The following is a 17542-nucleotide window of genomic DNA, read 5'->3' as shown; positions in this document are numbered from 1 at the left end:
TTCCAGATTCGACCGACAAAAAAAAGTCGAACCAATTTCTTTTGAGGAAATCAGTTCGACTTTATAGGGTGCGAAGTACGACTTTTTACAAATCTTTAATTATGAAGCATTTCGATAAGCTGTCGGAGTTAAATTGGTGTATTTTTTAAAAGAAGTATTAAATGAAGATTTGGAATTAAAACCCACTTCATATAAAATTTCCAAAACTGTAAGCTGACTTTTAGACTGATCTTTTAAAATACTCATAGCCTTTTGAATGCGGTATTCATTCACAAAATCAAAAAAATGCTGATCCATTTTATGATTAATCAAAACAGATAAATCCCGAACCGGAATATCAATTTGATTGGCCAAATCCTGAATAGTAAGCGACGGATCTAGAAAAGGTTCTTTCTCTGCCATATATTGTTTTAATGTTGAAATTTGAACATCTGCAGCTTCATCCTGATGTTCTTTTGCTTCAATTGTATTTTCATTTTCTATTGGCAGAATATCTTTGGTTAATTTCAATTTGGAATTTACTCCTCTAAAAAGTTCGGGATGCTTTAGCGCCTTCATTATAAACCAACAAGTTATAAATAAAGCTATACTGCCAACAAGTACATTTGCCCATAAAAAAACTTCTCGAAAACCGCTGTAACGAATTATATTTTTTAACGCTACTATAGAATGCGCCGCAAGAAATACGCAAGTAATCTGAAAAAGCCATTTATATGTAGAAGTACTTGCATTCGCATAATTTTCCATATAGATTTCGCGATATTTCTTCAATATCAAAAAAACGCTCACGATATAAAACACGTACTGAAATTCGATCAAAATCTGAATAAAGTAAATTTCCGGCATTCGATTAAGCGATGGTAAAAAAGTATCTAGATCTGTATCGTTTAAATAAATTCTTGGAAGAAAAGATAAATTGACGACTACAAAAGGAACTGCATGCGCTAAGTGTTTCCATTTTAATCTAAAATCAGAGTAACAAACGGCTAAAACAAAAAGATAAAACAATGGCATTCCGAACAAGCAGGCTGTTGCTCTAAAAATTTCTAGATTCAATTCGAGACGAGTACTGGCGTCTATAAAAAAACCGCTGAGATCAATAGCCGAAAAAATAAAAAACCAAGCAAATAGTCGGTTAGCTAATTTATTTTCCGTTTTCACGGTAAACAAAAAAAATGCTAATAATAAAGAAATGAAAACCGATATTCGAGCTATTCCTTGTAATAAATCTAATTTGTCCATTTATCTTTTAATATGAAACAAATATAATATTTTAGTTCATTTAATGAAGATGTAAGAAAGCATTCGCAACATCATAAATAAAACATAAAAAGATCTTTAATTCTTTGTGACTTTGCTCACATAATTTCGCGATTGATAGAAAAAAGATTAATTTTGACTAGTCTAAATAACGATAAAAATGACATTTACGAAAACTACTGAGCAAGCATCAAAGTATGAACATTTAGAAAAAATGTCTGTTCATGAATTGTTATCCAATATTAATCAAGAAGACAAAACTGTTCCTTATGCAGTTGAAAAAGCTTTACCACAAATAGAAGCTTTGATTCCGCAAATAGTTGCCAAACTAAAATTAGGAGGCCGATTATTTTATATTGGAGCGGGAACTTCTGGTCGCCTTGGTGTTGTTGATGCTTCCGAATGTCCACCCACATTTGGTGTTCCTTTTGATTTGGTAAATGGTATAATTGCAGGCGGTGATACAGCTATAAGACGTGCAGTAGAAAATGCCGAGGACAGCACTACAAATGCTTGGATTGATCTTCAAAATCATAATATCGACGCTAATGATGTGGTAATAGGAATAGCCGCTTCTGGCACAACTCCATATGTTATCAGCGGTTTAGAAGCTTGTAATGCAAATAATATTGTAACAGGCTGTATTACTTGTAACGCTGGCAGTCCGCTGGCACTGACTGCTCAATTTCCAATTGAAGTAGTTGTTGGTCCAGAATTTATTACCGGAAGTTCTAGAATGAAAGCCGGAACTGCACAAAAATTAGTTCTTAATATGATTTCTACCGCAGCGATGATTCAGCTTGGAAAAGTTAGAGGCAACAAAATGGTCGATATGCAGTTAAGTAATATTAAACTAGTTGATCGCGGTGTTAAAATGATTATGGACGAAATTCCTGTTTCTTATGAAGAAGCTTCAGAATTATTAAAGAAATACGGCAGCGTGAGAAATGCTGTTGACAATTATAATAAGTAAATAGGTTTTCTTTAATTTAACCGCAAAGCTCGTAAAGCTTTATCTAAAAAACTTTGCGAACTTTGCGTAAATCTTAGCCCACTTTGCGGTTAAATGTAAGTCCAACAACCCGAAACAAAAAACATACAAATGTCTACAAATAAAGAATTGCTGCAAAAAGGAGTAAAATACTTAACAGGCGCCCTGCCTTTGATGTTTCTTGGACCTTCAATGATTTATAATGCTTTTATGAATCAGCATACGAACTGGCACTATTTGGTTTTAGGAATTGGAATTGCAGCTTGTTTGGGATCTATGTTTTTAATCTTTCTTGGATTGAAAATTATTATGAAAGGTATATTTAATGACTAATTTGTATCTTTACTAAAATTCTTTATTATGGATATACAAGCAGAAATAAACTGGATTCACCAAGAAATTGATAAAGTAAAAGATCCTTCTTTTGTAGAAAAGTTAAAACATCTTTTACAATCAATAAATAATACCGCAATTGATTCAGACGCAGCGTATAATTTAGATATTGAAAATGCCTTAAACAATATTAAAAAAGGCAATTTCTATTCTGAAGATGAAGCTAAAGAAATTGCAAAAAAATGGGGAAGAAAATAATTTGGTCAAGTGATGCTTTGAACCAATTGGAAGATATTCATTTTTATATTTTCTTTGAAAGTAAATCAATAACAACTGCTGATAAAGTAGTTAACACTATTTTTGACAGTACTGAAATACTCAAGACACAACCTGAAATATACAAACTTGACAAACAAAAAGCTAGTAATGATGGTACTTTTAGAGTTTATTCTGTTTACGAATATAGTATTTCTTACCAAATAACTCAAGATTCAATCTTCATTCTACGAGTTCGTCATAACGCTCGAAAATCAAAAAAACATTCATGGAAGGCATAATTCACATTCAGAAAACATTCGAGAAAGTTGTTTACATCGACAAAAAAATAAGCAATCGAGAGTTTGAAGATTGTGTTTTTAAAAATTGTGACTTTTCGAACAGCAATTTCTCCAACAATACTTTTTTAGACTGCGAATTTATTGACAGCAATCTTTCTATGACAAGTTTGGCAGGAACGAGTTTAAAAAATGTGACTTTTAAAAACTGTAAACTTTTAGGAATTGCTTTTAATGAATGTGATGATTTTTTGTTCCAAGTTTATTTTGAAGAATGTACTTTAGATTATGCCTTATTTTCGAATAAAAAAATGCCTAAAACAAAGTTTATCAATTCTTCTGTACGCGAAGTAACTTTTATTGGAACAAATTTAACGAGTTCTGTTTTTGATAATTGTGATCTTGACGGCGCAATTTTTAATGAAACCCAATTAGCGGGAGTTAATTTTAAAACCGCATACAATTATAAAATAGATCCCGAATTTAATCCGATGCGAAAAGCGCAATTTTCTAACGATGGTATTGTTGGATTGTTAGATAAATATGATATTAAAATTGTCTAAGATCAGTAAATTATAATGCTTAAAAGTTTGCCAAAGGAAAAGAAATCAAGAACTTTACCGAAAACGAATAAAAGGATTAAAATAACCTCGGCTGCGCTCAAAGATTAGCTTTCAAAAAAAACAACTTATTTGAAATGAAAAAAATTATATTCTTATTCCCTTTCCTGACTTTATTATCATGCTATAATACGGAACATAACTGCAAAGATTTTAAAAATGGAAAGTTTAAATTTGAAACTGAAGTCAACGGCGTTAAAAAAACAACTTATTTTGAACGTAAAGGCGATATCGAAATCGAAACTTTTGAAGGAAAAACTGATACGGCAACTGTACGCTGGGTAAGTGACTGCGAATATGTGCTGCAAAAGAAACATCCGAAGAATATGGCTGAAGAAAAAGCAATCAGCATGAAGATTTTAAATACTTCTAAAGATTCTTATACGTTTGAATTTGGCTTGGTTGGTTCTGAAGAAAAACAGCGAGGTAAAGTCTATAAAGTTGATTAAATAATAAAGTTCCAGCTTGGAGCTTTTTTTGCCACAAAGGCACAAAGACGCTAAGGATTTATTTCTTTTCGACTTTGTGCCTTTGTGGCAAATTATTATAACGTGTTTCTTTTACATTTCTATTTAAAATAGTATTTTAGAACTCTAATCTGACCAAATGAAAAATACCATTTCGCAACGAGTTGCCGACTTTTTAAAAGGATATCCGCCGTTTAATTTTTTGCATCAGAGAGATTTAGAAAAACTCTCTGAGCAGATTTCTATTATTTATAAAGAAAAAGATGCTGTGATTTTTGCTGAAAACGACAAAACGCACGACTCTTTTTATGTGGTACATAAAGGTGCAGTTGCTTTGAAAAAAAGTACTAAAAATACCGTTTTAGACATGTGTGATGAAGGTGATATTTTTGGGCTTCGTCCGCTTTTGGCGCAGGAAAACTATATTATGGAAGCCGTTGCGCATGAAGAAACTATTTTATATGCTGTTCCAATTGCGGTTTTTAAACCATATGCACTTGAAAATAGAAACGTTGGTAATTTTTTAATTGAAAGTTACGCTTCGAATACGCGAAATCCGTATTCAGATATTCATAAAGATAAATTGTACGGAGATGATCAGTTAAATGAAAATCTGCATTCGAGCAATCATTCTTTTGATTTAGCTCCAATAAAATACTCTAAAAAAATTGTCACCTGCAGTCCGTCTACAACGGTAAAAGATATTGCCAAAATCATGGGTCAGAAAAAAGTAGGCGCTATTTTAATTGTTGATGAAATGCTTCCGATTGGTATTTTGACAGATAAAGATCTTCGAAATAAAATTGTTACGGGAGATTTCCCGATTACTACAACTGCCGAAACCATAATGACAAAACCTGTTATTACGTATCCAAAAAAAATGACAGTTACAGAGGCACAAATGGCAATGATGAAGAGTAACATCAGTCATTTATGTTTGACGAAAGATGGAACTGTAAATACAAAAGCTGTTGGAATTTTATCGAAACATGACGTTATGGTCGCGCTTGGGAATAATCCGGCTGTACTCATAAAAGCGCTGAAACGTACTAAAAAGATTAAAGAAATAAAACCTATTCGCAACCGAATCATGCAATTGCTTCAAGGTTATCTGGATCAAAATATTCCGATGACTTTGATTACCAAAATCATTACCGAACTTAATGAAGCCTGTACTACACGTGTTATCGAAATTTGCATTGATAAAATGAGCAGTCCGCCGCCAGTAAAATTTGCGTGGCTCGCTCTTGGAAGTCAAGGAAGAGGCGAGCAAATGCTGCATACCGATCAAGATAATGCGATTGTATACGAAAATGTAAATGAGGTTTTTAGAGATGAAACTAAAGTCTACTTTCAAAAATTTGCTGGACTTGTAAATAAAGGGCTTTTTGAAATTGGTTACGATTACTGCCCTGCCGAAATGATGGCTTCTAACCCAAAATGGTGTATGAGTCTGGACGAATGGAAAGCTCAAGTACATCATTGGATTACAAATCCTGGTAAAAATGAAGTATTGCTTTCGTTTATTTTCTTTGATTACAGTATGACTTACGGAGATGCAGAAATAGTAGATCAGTTGTCTGAATCTATTTTTGAAAATGTAAAAGCAAATCCGATTTTTTATATGCATTTAGTGAGCGGTGCTTTGCAAAGTCCATCGCCTACAGGTTTCTTCAGACAATTTCTAGTGGAACAAGATGGTGCAAACAAAGATAATTTTGATATTAAACGAAGAGCTTTAATGCCACTTACAGATGCAGCGCGTCTTTTAATTTTATCGCATTCGGTAAAATCAATCAGCAATACGGCAGAGCGTTTTGAAAAACTGGCAGAACTGGAACCTAATAATAGAGAATTGTATTTATCGTGTTCCTATTCGTTTAAAGCCTTATTGAAATTCAGGACCAAACAAGGTCTTTTGCATCATGATTCTGGACAGTTTATCGAATTGGAATCTTTAACCAAAATGGAAAAAATTAAATTGAAACGTACTTTTAAAACCATAAAAGAGCTTCAGGAATTAATTTCAGTTCGTTTTAATATATCAAATCTGGTATAATCATGAGTCTATTCAATTTTTGGAAAAAAGAAGAAAATAATCTATTCGATGAAAATATTACGATCGAAGAAACTCGTTTTGTTGTATTAGATACAGAAACGACAGGTTTTGATTATGAAAATGACCGAATGTTATGCATAGGCGCATTGGTGCTTCAAAATGGAATTATTAATATTCAAGACAGCTTTGAAATATATCTTGAACAAGATCATTACGATAAGTCTACCGCTCAAATTCACGGAATTTTAAAAGATTTGCTTGTCAAGCGTCCGACAGAATTAGAGGCTTTGCAGCAATTTTTAGATTTTCTAGGAGATTCGATAATCATTGCACATCATACTATTTTTGATGTTACTATGATTAACAAGGCTTTAGAAAGAAATGGCCTTCCGCATTTAACCAATAAAACTTTAGACACGGCCTATTTATATAAAAAGACTTTAATTCAGTCCCATTTATTCGAAAGAAAAGATCACTATACTTTAGATGATCTTGCTGATAAATTTGACATTTCAAAAAAAGACCGACACACTGCTTTGGGCGATGCTTATATAACAGCCATTGCATTTCTTAAAATTGTAAAAAAACTAAAAGAGAGGAAAGAAATTAATCTAAATCAGCTCTTTAAGTAGTTTTAAGTTTTTTTTATCAATCTTAAATTTACATTTAGACAATAATATTTACCATTTAGTAATACAAGACTTATAATTATTAGCAAAAAGAAAAAATAGCCATAACATGTATTTTGTTTTTGAAGAATAGCTTTGCTCTAATCAAAAAAACAAAACAAATTATGAGAGCTAACTTCTTAAAATCAATTACTTTGCTTGGAATTGCAGGTCTTTCTGTAATTTCCTGTCAAGATGATGACAAAAAATCTTCTAACGATGTAAATGCCAGCATCGATTTTACTTCTCACTCAAAAGTTCCTGCATTTGTATATGCAATGCCTGGTTTCGAAAACCTAAAAATAAGTACTTTAATTGCGAGTTCAGATGTGCTTCCAGAATCTCCTTCATTTATTTATGGAGCTCAGCCTGATGGTGCTGGATTAATGAAAGACCCAAATGGTGATGGTTATATTATGATTACTAATCACGAAATTCTTCAATCGGTTTCGAGAGTTTATTTAGATAAAACATTCAAACCTGTAAAAGGTGATTATTTAGTTGACGGTATTGGAGGTTTAACTCGTTTGTGTTCAGCAACTTTAGCAACTCCAGAAATCCACGGATTTGGTCCTATCTTTTTAACTGCAGGAGAAAGTGGTCAAGAAAGTATGGTTCACGGAATCAATCCGTTAGGATTATCTACAGACAAAGCCAGAAAAGATCGAGTTTTGCCAGCTTTAGGAAAAGCGAGTATGGAAAACGCTGTTCCGCTTCCAAAAGAAGCTTATCCGGGGAAAACTGTTATTTTAATTGGAGAAGATCAATCATACGCTACTTCTCACGTAAGTGCAGGACAAGTAATTATGTATGTAAGTACTGTAGGCGATTTATCTAACGGAAAATTATATGCTTTAAAAAGAACAGACGGAAATCAGGTTGAAACCTCTATGACATTAAGCAACTCATATCCAGTTGAATTTGTTGAAATTCCGAATGCTAAAAACTTAACTGGTGCTGTAATCAACACAACCGTAAACGACTTAAAAGCAATTCGTTTTTCAAGAGTTGAAGATGTAGATTACAGAAAAGGAAGCGCAGATAACAACAGAGAAATTTACTTTACTGCTACAGGTCAGGCTACTAATAACGCTCCTGTTGACGGATATACGATGTGGGGAAGAGTTTATAAATTAAAATTAGATGCTTCAAACCCATTAAAAGGTACTTTAGAATTGGCTGTGGAAGGTGACAGTACTCCAGGAACTGGAATCATAAATCCTGATAACTTATGTGTAACAGAAAACTTCGTATACATTCAGGAAGATGGTGACAGTTATTACGCTGATGCTAAACATGATTCATACATCTGGCAGTACAATATCGCTACAAAACAAAACAAAGCGTGGTTAAACATGAACCATAAAAGAACCGATGTGGCTTGGAATACGCTATACAACCAAACTGGAGAAATGAAGTTTGGAAGCTGGGAATATGGAGCAATGGAAGATATTTCGGATATTATTGGTGTTCCAGATACATTCACTGTAAACATTCACCCGCATACTTGGCAGAGTGATACATTCAAAAATGCTGATGGTTCAGGTACTCAAACTAACAAAGAGGGCGGACAAACTGTAATTATTAGAAACGTACAACGATAATAGAATCGTTAAAATTATCAACAACCCTTATTTTTTGATAAGGGTTGTTTCTATTACAATACCATTATGAAATTAAAGCATTTTACATTTCTATTTCTAACGCTTGGTTTGTTGTTTTCATGTCAAAAGAATCAAAATCAGAAAGCATCAATTAAACAAGATTTACTCATTGATCTAACCAAATTAGACAATGAAATCGTTCATTTTCAAAAACTTGTAAACAACAATTCCTCTCAAAAAGAAATTTTAGAGCAATTCAAAAAATCTCGTCTTATTTATAAAAAAGTCGAATGGGCAGTTGAATATTTTATTCCGGAAACAGCAAGATTTATGAATGGTCCTGCCTTGGATGAAATGGAATTGGAAGAAAATAGGTCTTTTGAACCACATGGTTTTCAGGTTATAGAAGAAATGATTTTCCCTGAATACAAGAAAGAAAGTAAAGAAGATTTGATTAGAGAGTTGAATATTTTTCAATCGAACATCAAACAGCTGAAAAGTACTTTTGAAGTAATTGCTATTAGTGATGATTATGTTCTAGATGCTATTCAGCAAAATGTATTTCGTGTTATCGCTCTCGGAATTACAGGTTTTGACAGCCCGATTTTGCAATCATCAATTCCGGAAGCGGGACAAAGTTTAATTGTGATTCCAGAATCGCTGGAAAAAATTAATGGTGACAATAAATCATTAGCAGAGTTAAAAAAATTAGTTTCTAAAGCGCAGAAGTACTGCCAAGAAAACAGCAATTTCAACGCCTTTAACCGATCGGTTTTTATAAGCGAATATTTAAATCCGATTTCAAAAAAATTAAAAACTTTTCAGAAAGAAGAGCATATTAAAAACGTAAAGAAAAGCAGTCCCTTAAAACCAACAATTGAAACTTTATTTGACAAAGATGCTTTTGATGTAAATGCGTTTGTGCTTTCACAAGAATATAATTTTACGAAGGACAAATCAGTTCTTGGAGAAAAACTGTTTTATGATAAAAGCCTCTCTAAAAATAATGATCGAAGCTGTGCTTCCTGTCACCATCCTGAAAAAGCATTTACAGATGGATTAAAAACAAATCTATCTTTAACAGGTTCAAATCTAGCACGAAACACTCCTACCCTAACTTACGCTTCTTTACAAAATGCTCAATTTTGGGACATGCGTCAGTTAGATTTAGAAAAACAAAGTGTCGATGTTATTCAGAATAAAGATGAAATGCATGGTTCTATGGATAATATTCATGCCAAAATTCTGCTAGATGAAGAATATATAAAACTCTTTAAAAAAGCCTATCCGAAAACTTTAAAACCAGAAGCCTGGCAGATTCAAAATGCTATTGCGAGTTATGTTAGATCATTAAATGCCTTTGACTCCAGATTTGATGAATACATGAGGGGAAATGAAAACAGTCTTAATAATCAAGAAATTGAAGGAATGAATCTTTTTATGGGAAAAGCAAAATGTGCTACTTGTCATTTTACGCCTTTATTTAACGGAACAGTTCCGCCAAGCTATTCTAAAACAGAACATGAAGTTATTGGAACTCCAAATGAAGCATCAGGCAAAACTTTGAGTCCAGATAAAGGCCGTTATTTATATAATAAAATGCCACAATTGGTTGGTGCGTTTAAAACTCCAACCGTCCGAAATGCAGCAGTTACCGCTCCGTACATGCACAACGGAGTTTTTAAAACACTCGAAGAAATAGTTTCTTTTTACAATAAAGGCGGCGGTCAAGGTTTAGGTTATTCAGTAGAGAATCAAACTTTGCCGTTTGATAAATTGAATTTAACCGTAAAAGAAGAACAAGCTCTTGTTGCTTTTATGAAAACGCTTACAGATAAAAAACACCAATAAAACCAATAATAACTTCCAGATTAACAAAAACGCCGAAAATATAAATTTTCGGCGTTCCTCTTTTATTTGACAAACATTCTATATGGAAATACATTTGAAGATCTATTCTTAAGGTTTCTCATGAAGCTATCACATAGATACTCCCATTCCGAATTGGATAAATGTTCCTTTTCTTCTGGATTTGTTTTTATGAAAATATCTACCGTTCGGCTAAAACCTGCTTTTACAGAAATTTCTTTTCGAGTTCCTTTTTCTATTTTAATATCGATAATAGAATTTTTAAAATGATTAAATCCAAACGCTTTGATGTCTGCAAACGTTACAATTCTGCCACGGGTTAGTAATGCGTTTCTGTAAGCTAAAATCCTGTCCTTATTATTCTGCTTGTTTACACCGCCTACGGTATTAGTCATCAGGGTAACTTTATTGCTTACAAAAAATAAATCTTTGCAATCTAAAGCTGTTCCTGCTTTAATGTCATTTCCTTCTTCTGCACAGGTTGACCAATAATTGATAGAAAAATCTTTTCCGACACTTTCATCATTTTTAGGCTTAATCATTAAATATGGATCACTATTCTTAGAAAAATCACTTTCTTTTGCCTGCTGCTCTACAGAAGCCAGCAATTGATTGATCTGAACCAAAGAGCTGTTCATAAAATCTTTCCCTAATCCGGAAAAAGAGGAAGTCTCATCTTTTAAAACATCCAGAACGTTTTGAAGTAATTCACGGTGCGCCCCCAGGGTACGTCGGCTATGAATCCGGTGGATTGCTCGTAAATAAAATTCGTCAAAAGCCATATTCAATAGTTTTATTTGATGAAATTGAAAAAGCGCATCCGTCTGTTTTTGATGTTTTTCTTCAAATTATGGATGAAGGAAAACTGCACGACCGACTAGGAAAAGAAGGTGATTTCTCTAATGCTATTATTCTTTTTACTTCGAATATTGGTGCAGACCATATTGTTGAAACTTTTAATAGTGGTCAAATTCCTGCCTCAACTTCTTTAATGGAAATTATGGCGAATTATTTCAGACCAGAATTTTTAGGACGTTTAACTGAAATTGTACCTTTTGCGCCTATCAGTAAAGAAAATGCGTTGAAAATATTTGAAATCCATCTCAAAAAAGAGTTTATGGATTTACTCAAAAACATCAACCTTAAAGTTGAAATTCCAATGGACGCTAAACTTTATCTGGCTGAAAATGGGTATAATGCTAAATACGGGGCAAGGCCGATTAAAAGTATTATTCGAACACATTTAAGAAGACCTTTAGCTAAGAAAATAATCTCAGGAGAAATAAAAGATGGAGATTCTGTTTCTGTACATATCGAAAACAATGAAGTAAAATGGACTAAAGGGGAATTTATCCCTCAAAATTAGACTAAATCAAATAAAAAAACGCTAAGATTATATCTTAGCGTTTTCGTTATTATTCTAAAACAAGGCCTATTTGCCCGTCATCATCTAATTCTGTCTCTACAGGATCATCTTCTGATAGTTCGGGTTTCTCTGGAAGTTCTTCTATAGGTTCTTCATAAGGAAGTGGATCTAACAAATTAACTTGTTTTAATTTGTCAGTTGTTAATTGATTTCCGAGTGCTTTAAAACCTTTTACCGCTATGAAATCCTCAACATCTATATGTAAATCTTCTTTTTGAACTCCTTTTACTTTCGCAAAAACCAATTGCGCCACAGGACGATAATCTGTCGACACAATCTCTAATTGCGAATTTGGATGGTCTGTAATAAAGCTTTCCTCTTTACCTTCATTCTCCACAAGGAAACGTTTCAAGAAATAGCGCTCTTTTTCTCCATCATAATAAATGGCTGAAATTGGTTTTTTAGGCTTCCATTTTTCCAAAACAATCATATCTTCCTCAAAATGTGTTGACAATTCTGGAATAATGACTTTCAATTTACCTGTCTGGCTTATTACTAAGATTTTATCACTAGGTTTAAATTCGCCAAGCAACTCACCTCTTCCATCAACATTTAGACGTTTTACAGTATCATCAAACCAAACTTTTCTTGGGAGTAAAGTTGAAATTCCTTTTTCTTTTAATTCGATTTTCTTGATTGGATATTTTGTTACTAAATTTCCTTTTGATCCACGGCCTTTAATAGCCAGCTTAGCAAAATCAATATCGAATTTCAGTTTTTTAATGGTTCCAATTTGACGAAGTAATATGGTAACAACCTCAGCTTCTCCATTTGGATTATGCGAAAAATAAACTACTTGAGAACCATTTGTTCCATTAGTTAAATCGTAAGCTTTATCACGCGTTACCCCAGTCACATTAAAACGTTTGATATAAGAAGGACCTGATTTACCATCACGATACATCATGTTGTAAATCGTACGTTTATCGCTTTTATCAAAAACAGCAACGTGAATTATATCTTTTCCTATAAATGTTTTAGCATCAACTTTTGTAATCATCATTGTACCGTCGCGTAAAAAGACAATTACATCATCAATATCAGAACAATCGGCAACGTACTCATCTTTCTTTAAACTGGTTCCTACGAAACCTTCTTCGCGGTTTACAAAAAGTTTCGTGTTACGCAACACTACTTTCGTAGCCTCAACGTTGTCAAAAACACGAAGCTCTGTCTGACGCTCACGTCCTTTTCCGTATTTTTCTTTTAATTTGGCGAAATAAGCAATAGCAAAATCTGTTAAATGCTCTAGATTATGCTCGACTTCTTTCATTTCTTCTTCTAACCTTGAAATCAATTCATCGGCTTTATCCGAGTCAAAACGAGTAATACGAATCATTGGGATTTGAGTTAAACGCTGTAAATCTTCATCAGTGATTTCTCTGACAAATGATTTTTTGAAAGGCTCAAAACGATCGTATAAATATTTGTAAAGCGATTCTCTATCTCCATACAACTTGAAATCAATATACATTTCTTCGCGAATGAATATTTTTTCTAAAGTAGAGAAATGCCACTTGTTTTTTAGTTCTTCTAAATGAATTTCTAATTCCTGACGAAGCAAATCCACAGTTCTGTGCGTTGAAATCTTCAACATTTCAGAAACCCCAATAAACAACGGTTTATTATCTTCAATAACACATCCTAAAGGCGCAACAGAGGTTTCGCAGGCTGTAAAAGCGAATAAAGCATCAATTGTTTTATCTGGAGAAACACCTGGGAAAAGATGAATTAAAATTTCAACATCGGCTGCTGTGTTATCCTCAATTTTCTTGATTTTTATTTTACCTTTATCATTGGCTTTCAAAATACTATCGATCAAACTAGATGTATTGGTCGAAAACGGAATTTGCGTAATCACCAATGTATTTTTGTCTAATTGCGAAATTTTAGCACGCACACGCACACGCCCGCCACGCATTCCGTCGTTATAATTAGAAACATCAGCAATACCTGCCGTCATAAAATCAGGGTAAAGCGTAAAAGGCTTTCCTTTTAATATTTTGATCGAAGCATCAATCAACTCGTTGAAGTTGTGAGGCAGCACTTTTGTAGAAAGTCCTACCGCAATACCTTCTGCACCCTGTGCCAAAAGCAATGGGAATTTTACCGGAAGATTGTTTGGTTCTGCACGACGACCATCATACGAAACACCCCAATCTGTAATTTTTGGAGAATATAAAACCTCCAAAGCAAATTTAGATAAACGTGCTTCAATATAACGCGAAGCTGCAGCTCCGTCGCCTGTTAAAATATTACCCCAGTTTCCCTGGCAGTCAATTAATAAATCTTTTTGTCCAATCTGCACCATGGCGTCGCCAATACTCGCATCTCCGTGTGGGTGATACTGCATGGTGTGCCCTACTACATTGGCAACTTTGTTATATCGACCATCATCCAGCTCTTTTAAAGAGTGCATAATACGACGCTGAACAGGTTTAAATCCGTCCTCGATAGCAGGAACTGCACGTTCCAGAATTACATACGAAGCATAATCCAAAAACCAGTCTTTGTACATTCCCGTTACTTTGGTAATAACGTCTTCTCCTTCTTCCTCTTGGTTTTCGTAAAAATGCTGTCCTTCAAAATGCTTAGCATCTACATCGATAATCTCATCGTCATCTCCATCCTGATTATCCATCAGGTTTTCATCTGAATTATTCTCGTCGTCGTTTGGAATTATGTTATCGTCTTCTTCGTCTTTCATTTAATTATATTCTAATTATAATTCTATTTGTTTTCGAGTAGTTCCTTTAAAGCTTCAACACTTGGTAAAACGGTCTTATATTTACTGGCAAATATTTGCTCATTATTTTCTGGTAAAGTATATTTTACTACAGCTTCACTTTTGGTCTGACAAAGTACAATTCCGATAGTTTTATTTTCATCTTCCAATCGCATTTCTCTATCGTAATAATTGACATACATTTGCATCTGGCCTAAATCCTGATGTTTTAATTCACCTATTTTCAAATCAATAAGAACAAAACATCGTAATATTCTATTATAAAAAACTAAATCAATTCTAAAATGTTTATCATCAAAAGTAATTCTTTCCTGTCTTGCGACAAAAGTGAAACCATGACCTAATTCTAATAAAAAATGCTCTAGTTTACTAATGATTTCTTCTTCTAACTGAGATTCTGAATATTGATGTAATTCTGGCAATCCTAAAAATTCAAGAATATAAGGATCTTTAATAATATCTTTCGGTTTCTCGATAATCTGACCTTGCTCTGAAAGCTTTAAAATTCCTTCTTTATCTCTGCTTAAAGCCAATCTTGTGTAAAGTGCCGTATCGTATTGACGTTTTAACTCCCGAACGCTCCAATTATTTTTTTCAGATTCAATTTTATAAAAGCTTCTTTCTTTTTCATCTTCAATTCGCATTAAAAAGACATAATGGGTAAATGTCAATTTAAAAAATGAAGCCAAAGTTTGATAATCTACTTTATTGAATTCCGCAGTCACTGACTGCGTTTTTTTAATTTGTAAAATCCGAGTCAGTGACTCGGAAATTGAGAAAGTCAAATAAAACTTTCTCATATTACTTAAATTATCAACTGAAAAACCTTTACCAAACTCTTTTGTCAACTGCTGAGAAAGACTTTGTAAGAGTTGTTTTCCATATTCAGCCCTATCTTTGCCATTTTGTTCTTCTTCAACAATAATTCTTCCTATTTCAAAATAGGTAATTGTCATTGTAGAATTTACGGTACGTAAAACCTGTTGTCGGGCATTTTGCAATAACTCGGCAACTTGCTGAAAAATAACTTTATTATGAAGACCGTCTGACACTTAATATTCTATAATTTTATTATACCTCCTCCAATTCATCAATCTCCACTTTCAAATTCTTGATAATAAAATCTTGTCTATCAGGTGTATTTTTACCCATATAGAAAGACAATAATTGCTCAATAGAAGTGTTTTTATCCATCATAACCGGATCAAGGCGAATGGTTTCTCCAATAAAGTTTTTGAACTCATCTGGCGAAATCTCTCCCAAACCTTTAAATCGGGTGATTTCTGGCTTTGGTTTTAGTTTTTCAATCGCGTCTTTTCTTTCTTCTTCAGAATAACAGTAAATGGTTTCTTTTTTGTTTCGAACCCTGAAAAGCGGTGTCTGCAAAATGTACAAATGCCCTTCTTTAATTAATTCTGGGAAAAATTGCAAAAAGAATGTAATCAATAACAAACGAATGTGCATTCCGTCGACATCGGCATCGGTTGCGATTACGATGTTGTTGTAACGTAATTTTTCCAGTCCGTCTTCGATATCTAAGGCTGCTTGAAGCAAGTTAAATTCTTCATTCTCATACACAATTTTTTTCGTCATTCCGTAAGAATTCAAAGGCTTACCACGCAAACTGAAAACGGCTTGCGTATTCACGTCGCGTGACTTTGTAATCGATCCGGAAGCCGAATCTCCCTCGGTAATAAAAAGCGTGCTTTCTAAGTTTCTTGGGTTTTTGGTATCTGGAAGATGCGCACGGCAGTCTCTTAATTTTTTATTATGAAGATTGGCCTTTTTAGCACGATCTGTAGCCAGTTTTCTAATTCCTGACAATTCTTTACGCTCACGTTCTGCCTGTAGAATTTTACGCAATAAGGCTTCGGCTGTCGGCGGGTTTTTATGTAAATAATTATCTAATTTGGTTTTAATGAAATCATTTACGAAAGTACGAACAGAAACTGGAGGTGTTCCATCATCTGAACCCATATCTGTAGAACCTAATTTTGTTTTGGTCTGAGACTCAAAAACAGGTTCCATTACTTTAATACTAATCGCACTCACAATCGATTTTCTAACATCTGATGCTTCGAAATTCTTATTGTAAAATTCACGAATCGTTTTTACAACAGCTTCACGATAGGCCGCTAAGTGCGTTCCTCCCTGTGTTGTATTCTGACCGTTTACAAAAGAGTGATATTCTTCGCTGTACTGCGTTTTACTGTGTGTTAACGCAACTTCGATATCATGCTCCTTTAAGTGGATAATTGGGTATTCTAAATCTTCTTCGCTGATTGTTTCTTCTAATAAATCGCGAAGTCCGTTTTCTGAATAATATTTTTCTCCGTTAAAAATAATCGTCAAACCATTGTTCAAATAACAATAGTTTTTGACCATTTTGATCACATATTCTAAACGGAATTTATAGTTTTTGAAGATCGTTTCATCTGGCGTAAAAGTCACTTTGGTTCCTTTACGTTTTGTTGTATCACTTACATCTTCTTCTGAAACTAAATTTCCTGCAGAAAACTCCGCCGCTTTTTGTTTATCGTCACGAACAGATTCTACACGGAAATAATTGGAAAGCGCATTTACCGCTTTTGTTCCGACACCATTCAAACCAACTGATTTTTGGAAAGCTTTAGAATCGTATTTTCCACCTGTATTCATTTTTGAAACTACATCGACAACTTTTCCTAAAGGAATTCCACGTCCGTAATCACGAACGGAAACCGTTTTATCCTTGATAGTCACTTCAATAGTTTTTCCAGAGCCCATTACGAACTCATCGATACAGTTATCTAAAACCTCTTTTAAAAGAATGTAAATACCATCGTCTGGAGAAGAACCGTCTCCCAACTTTCCGATGTACATTCCTGGACGCATACGAATATGTTCTTTCCAGTCGAGTGATCGAATATTATCTTCGGTATATTGATTTTGCTCTAGCATAAGGT

General features: G+C 33.7%; 15 protein-coding genes and 1 pseudogene. 11 read left to right on the top strand and 5 right to left on the bottom strand.

Translation table 11 applies throughout. From position 1 onward, the window contains the following. Window positions 1-99: 99 nt before the first annotated feature. Window positions 100-1242, bottom strand: coding sequence for a helix-turn-helix domain-containing protein (locus HYN86_RS11620; protein ID WP_113678176.1), 1143 nt, complete (start codon window positions 1240-1242; stop codon window positions 100-102). A gap of 178 nt (window positions 1243-1420) precedes the next feature. On the opposite strand from HYN86_RS11620, the gene murQ reads away from it, so the two are divergent. The 10 genes from murQ (at window position 1421) to HYN86_RS11570 (ending at window position 10407) form a co-directional block, all read left to right on the top strand. Further along, entirely contained in the window at window positions 1421-2233 is an 813-nt protein-coding gene (murQ, locus tag HYN86_RS11615; protein WP_113678175.1) for an N-acetylmuramic acid 6-phosphate etherase, read from the top strand. Between the two features lie 129 nt (window positions 2234-2362). Further along, window positions 2363-2584, top strand: a complete 222-nt coding sequence (locus HYN86_RS11610; protein WP_113678174.1) for a DUF6095 family protein — start codon at window positions 2363-2365, stop codon at window positions 2582-2584. Between the two features lie 27 nt (window positions 2585-2611). Continuing rightward, a complete protein-coding gene (locus HYN86_RS11605; protein ID WP_113678173.1) occupies window positions 2612-2842 on the top strand; it encodes a hypothetical protein in 231 nt (76 codons plus the stop codon). After that, window positions 2827-3141, top strand: coding sequence for a type II toxin-antitoxin system RelE/ParE family toxin (locus HYN86_RS11600; protein ID WP_113678172.1), 315 nt, complete (start codon window positions 2827-2829; stop codon window positions 3139-3141). Before HYN86_RS11605 ends, HYN86_RS11600 begins: the two co-directional genes overlap by 16 nt. Continuing rightward, window positions 3129-3701 carry a pentapeptide repeat-containing protein gene (locus HYN86_RS11595; RefSeq protein WP_113678171.1) on the top strand — a complete coding sequence of 191 codons (573 nt, stop codon included), beginning with the start codon at window positions 3129-3131 and terminating at the stop codon, window positions 3699-3701. The genes HYN86_RS11600 and HYN86_RS11595 overlap by 13 nt, the downstream gene beginning before the upstream one ends. 134 nt (window positions 3702-3835) lie before the next feature. Beyond that, entirely contained in the window at window positions 3836-4207 is a 372-nt protein-coding gene (locus HYN86_RS11590; RefSeq protein WP_113678170.1) for a DNA topoisomerase IV, read from the top strand. 157 nt (window positions 4208-4364) lie between these two features. Further along, a complete protein-coding gene (locus HYN86_RS11585; protein WP_113678169.1) occupies window positions 4365-6284 on the top strand; it encodes a DUF294 nucleotidyltransferase-like domain-containing protein in 1920 nt (639 codons plus the stop codon). Between the two features lie 2 nt (window positions 6285-6286). After that, window positions 6287-6916, top strand: coding sequence for a 3'-5' exonuclease (locus tag HYN86_RS11580; protein ID WP_113678168.1), 630 nt, complete (start codon window positions 6287-6289; stop codon window positions 6914-6916). A 161-nt stretch (window positions 6917-7077) separates the two neighbouring features. After that, a complete protein-coding gene (locus tag HYN86_RS11575; protein ID WP_113678167.1) occupies window positions 7078-8556 on the top strand; it encodes a PhoX family protein in 1479 nt (492 codons plus the stop codon). A 66-nt stretch (window positions 8557-8622) separates the two neighbouring features. Continuing rightward, entirely contained in the window at window positions 8623-10407 is a 1785-nt protein-coding gene (locus tag HYN86_RS11570) for a cytochrome-c peroxidase (RefSeq protein WP_113678166.1), read from the top strand. 62 nt (window positions 10408-10469) lie between these two features. Here HYN86_RS11570 and HYN86_RS11565 read toward each other — a convergent pair whose 3' ends face one another. Further along, complete coding sequence (locus tag HYN86_RS11565) at window positions 10470-11207, bottom strand: hypothetical protein (protein WP_230406355.1); 738 nt, start codon at window positions 11205-11207, stop codon at window positions 10470-10472. Here HYN86_RS11565 and HYN86_RS11560 point away from each other — a divergent pair. Beyond that, a pseudogene (locus HYN86_RS11560) lies at window positions 11129-11791 on the top strand (AAA family ATPase); the annotation flags it as partial. The gene HYN86_RS11565 and the pseudogene HYN86_RS11560 overlap by 79 nt on opposite strands. Before the next feature lie 49 nt (window positions 11792-11840). On the opposite strand, the gene HYN86_RS11555 reads toward HYN86_RS11560, so the two are convergent. Genes HYN86_RS11555 through HYN86_RS11545 form a run of 3 tightly spaced genes read right to left on the bottom strand, consistent with a single transcriptional unit; the run spans window position 11841 to window position 17537 of the window. After that, window positions 11841-14558 (bottom strand): DNA gyrase/topoisomerase IV subunit A, encoded by a 2718-nt coding sequence (locus tag HYN86_RS11555; protein ID WP_113678165.1) that lies wholly within the window; start codon window positions 14556-14558, stop codon window positions 11841-11843. Between the two features lie 23 nt (window positions 14559-14581). After that, window positions 14582-15649 (bottom strand): PDDEXK nuclease domain-containing protein, encoded by a 1068-nt coding sequence (locus tag HYN86_RS11550; RefSeq protein ID WP_113678164.1) that lies wholly within the window; start codon window positions 15647-15649, stop codon window positions 14582-14584. 19 nt (window positions 15650-15668) lie between these two features. Beyond that, window positions 15669-17537, bottom strand: coding sequence for a DNA topoisomerase IV subunit B (locus HYN86_RS11545; RefSeq protein WP_113678163.1), 1869 nt, complete (start codon window positions 17535-17537; stop codon window positions 15669-15671). Window positions 17538-17542: the final 5 nt, after the last annotated feature.

The sequence above is a fragment of the Flavobacterium fluviale genome, assembly GCF_003312915.1.
Lineage (GTDB): Bacteria > Bacteroidota > Bacteroidia > Flavobacteriales > Flavobacteriaceae > Flavobacterium > Flavobacterium fluviale.
The sequence above is the reverse complement of the archived record's forward strand: the minus strand, read 5'-3'. Positions and strand labels throughout refer to the sequence as shown.

Bases quoted from the DNA above. Each gene is read 5' to 3' on its own strand.
- HYN86_RS11620 (WP_113678176.1), bottom strand. From the start codon at position 1,242: ATGGACAAATTAGATTTATTACAAGGAATAGCTCGAATATCGGTTTTC.
- murQ (WP_113678175.1), top strand. From the start codon at position 1,421: ATGACATTTACGAAAACTACTGAGCAAGCATCAAAGTATGAACATTTA.
- HYN86_RS11610 (WP_113678174.1), top strand. From the start codon at position 2,363: ATGTCTACAAATAAAGAATTGCTGCAAAAAGGAGTAAAATACTTAACA.
- HYN86_RS11605 (WP_113678173.1), top strand. From the start codon at position 2,612: ATGGATATACAAGCAGAAATAAACTGGATTCACCAAGAAATTGATAAA.
- HYN86_RS11600 (WP_113678172.1), top strand. From the start codon at position 2,827: ATGGGGAAGAAAATAATTTGGTCAAGTGATGCTTTGAACCAATTGGAA.
- HYN86_RS11595 (WP_113678171.1), top strand. From the start codon at position 3,129: ATGGAAGGCATAATTCACATTCAGAAAACATTCGAGAAAGTTGTTTAC.
- HYN86_RS11590 (WP_113678170.1), top strand. From the start codon at position 3,836: ATGAAAAAAATTATATTCTTATTCCCTTTCCTGACTTTATTATCATGC.
- HYN86_RS11585 (WP_113678169.1), top strand. From the start codon at position 4,365: ATGAAAAATACCATTTCGCAACGAGTTGCCGACTTTTTAAAAGGATAT.
- HYN86_RS11580 (WP_113678168.1), top strand. From the start codon at position 6,287: ATGAGTCTATTCAATTTTTGGAAAAAAGAAGAAAATAATCTATTCGAT.
- HYN86_RS11575 (WP_113678167.1), top strand. From the start codon at position 7,078: ATGAGAGCTAACTTCTTAAAATCAATTACTTTGCTTGGAATTGCAGGT.
- HYN86_RS11570 (WP_113678166.1), top strand. From the start codon at position 8,623: ATGAAATTAAAGCATTTTACATTTCTATTTCTAACGCTTGGTTTGTTG.
- HYN86_RS11565 (WP_230406355.1), bottom strand. From the start codon at position 11,207: ATGGCTTTTGACGAATTTTATTTACGAGCAATCCACCGGATTCATAGC.
- HYN86_RS11555 (WP_113678165.1), bottom strand. From the start codon at position 14,558: ATGAAAGACGAAGAAGACGATAACATAATTCCAAACGACGACGAGAAT.
- HYN86_RS11545 (WP_113678163.1), bottom strand. From the start codon at position 17,537: ATGCTAGAGCAAAATCAATATACCGAAGATAATATTCGATCACTCGAC.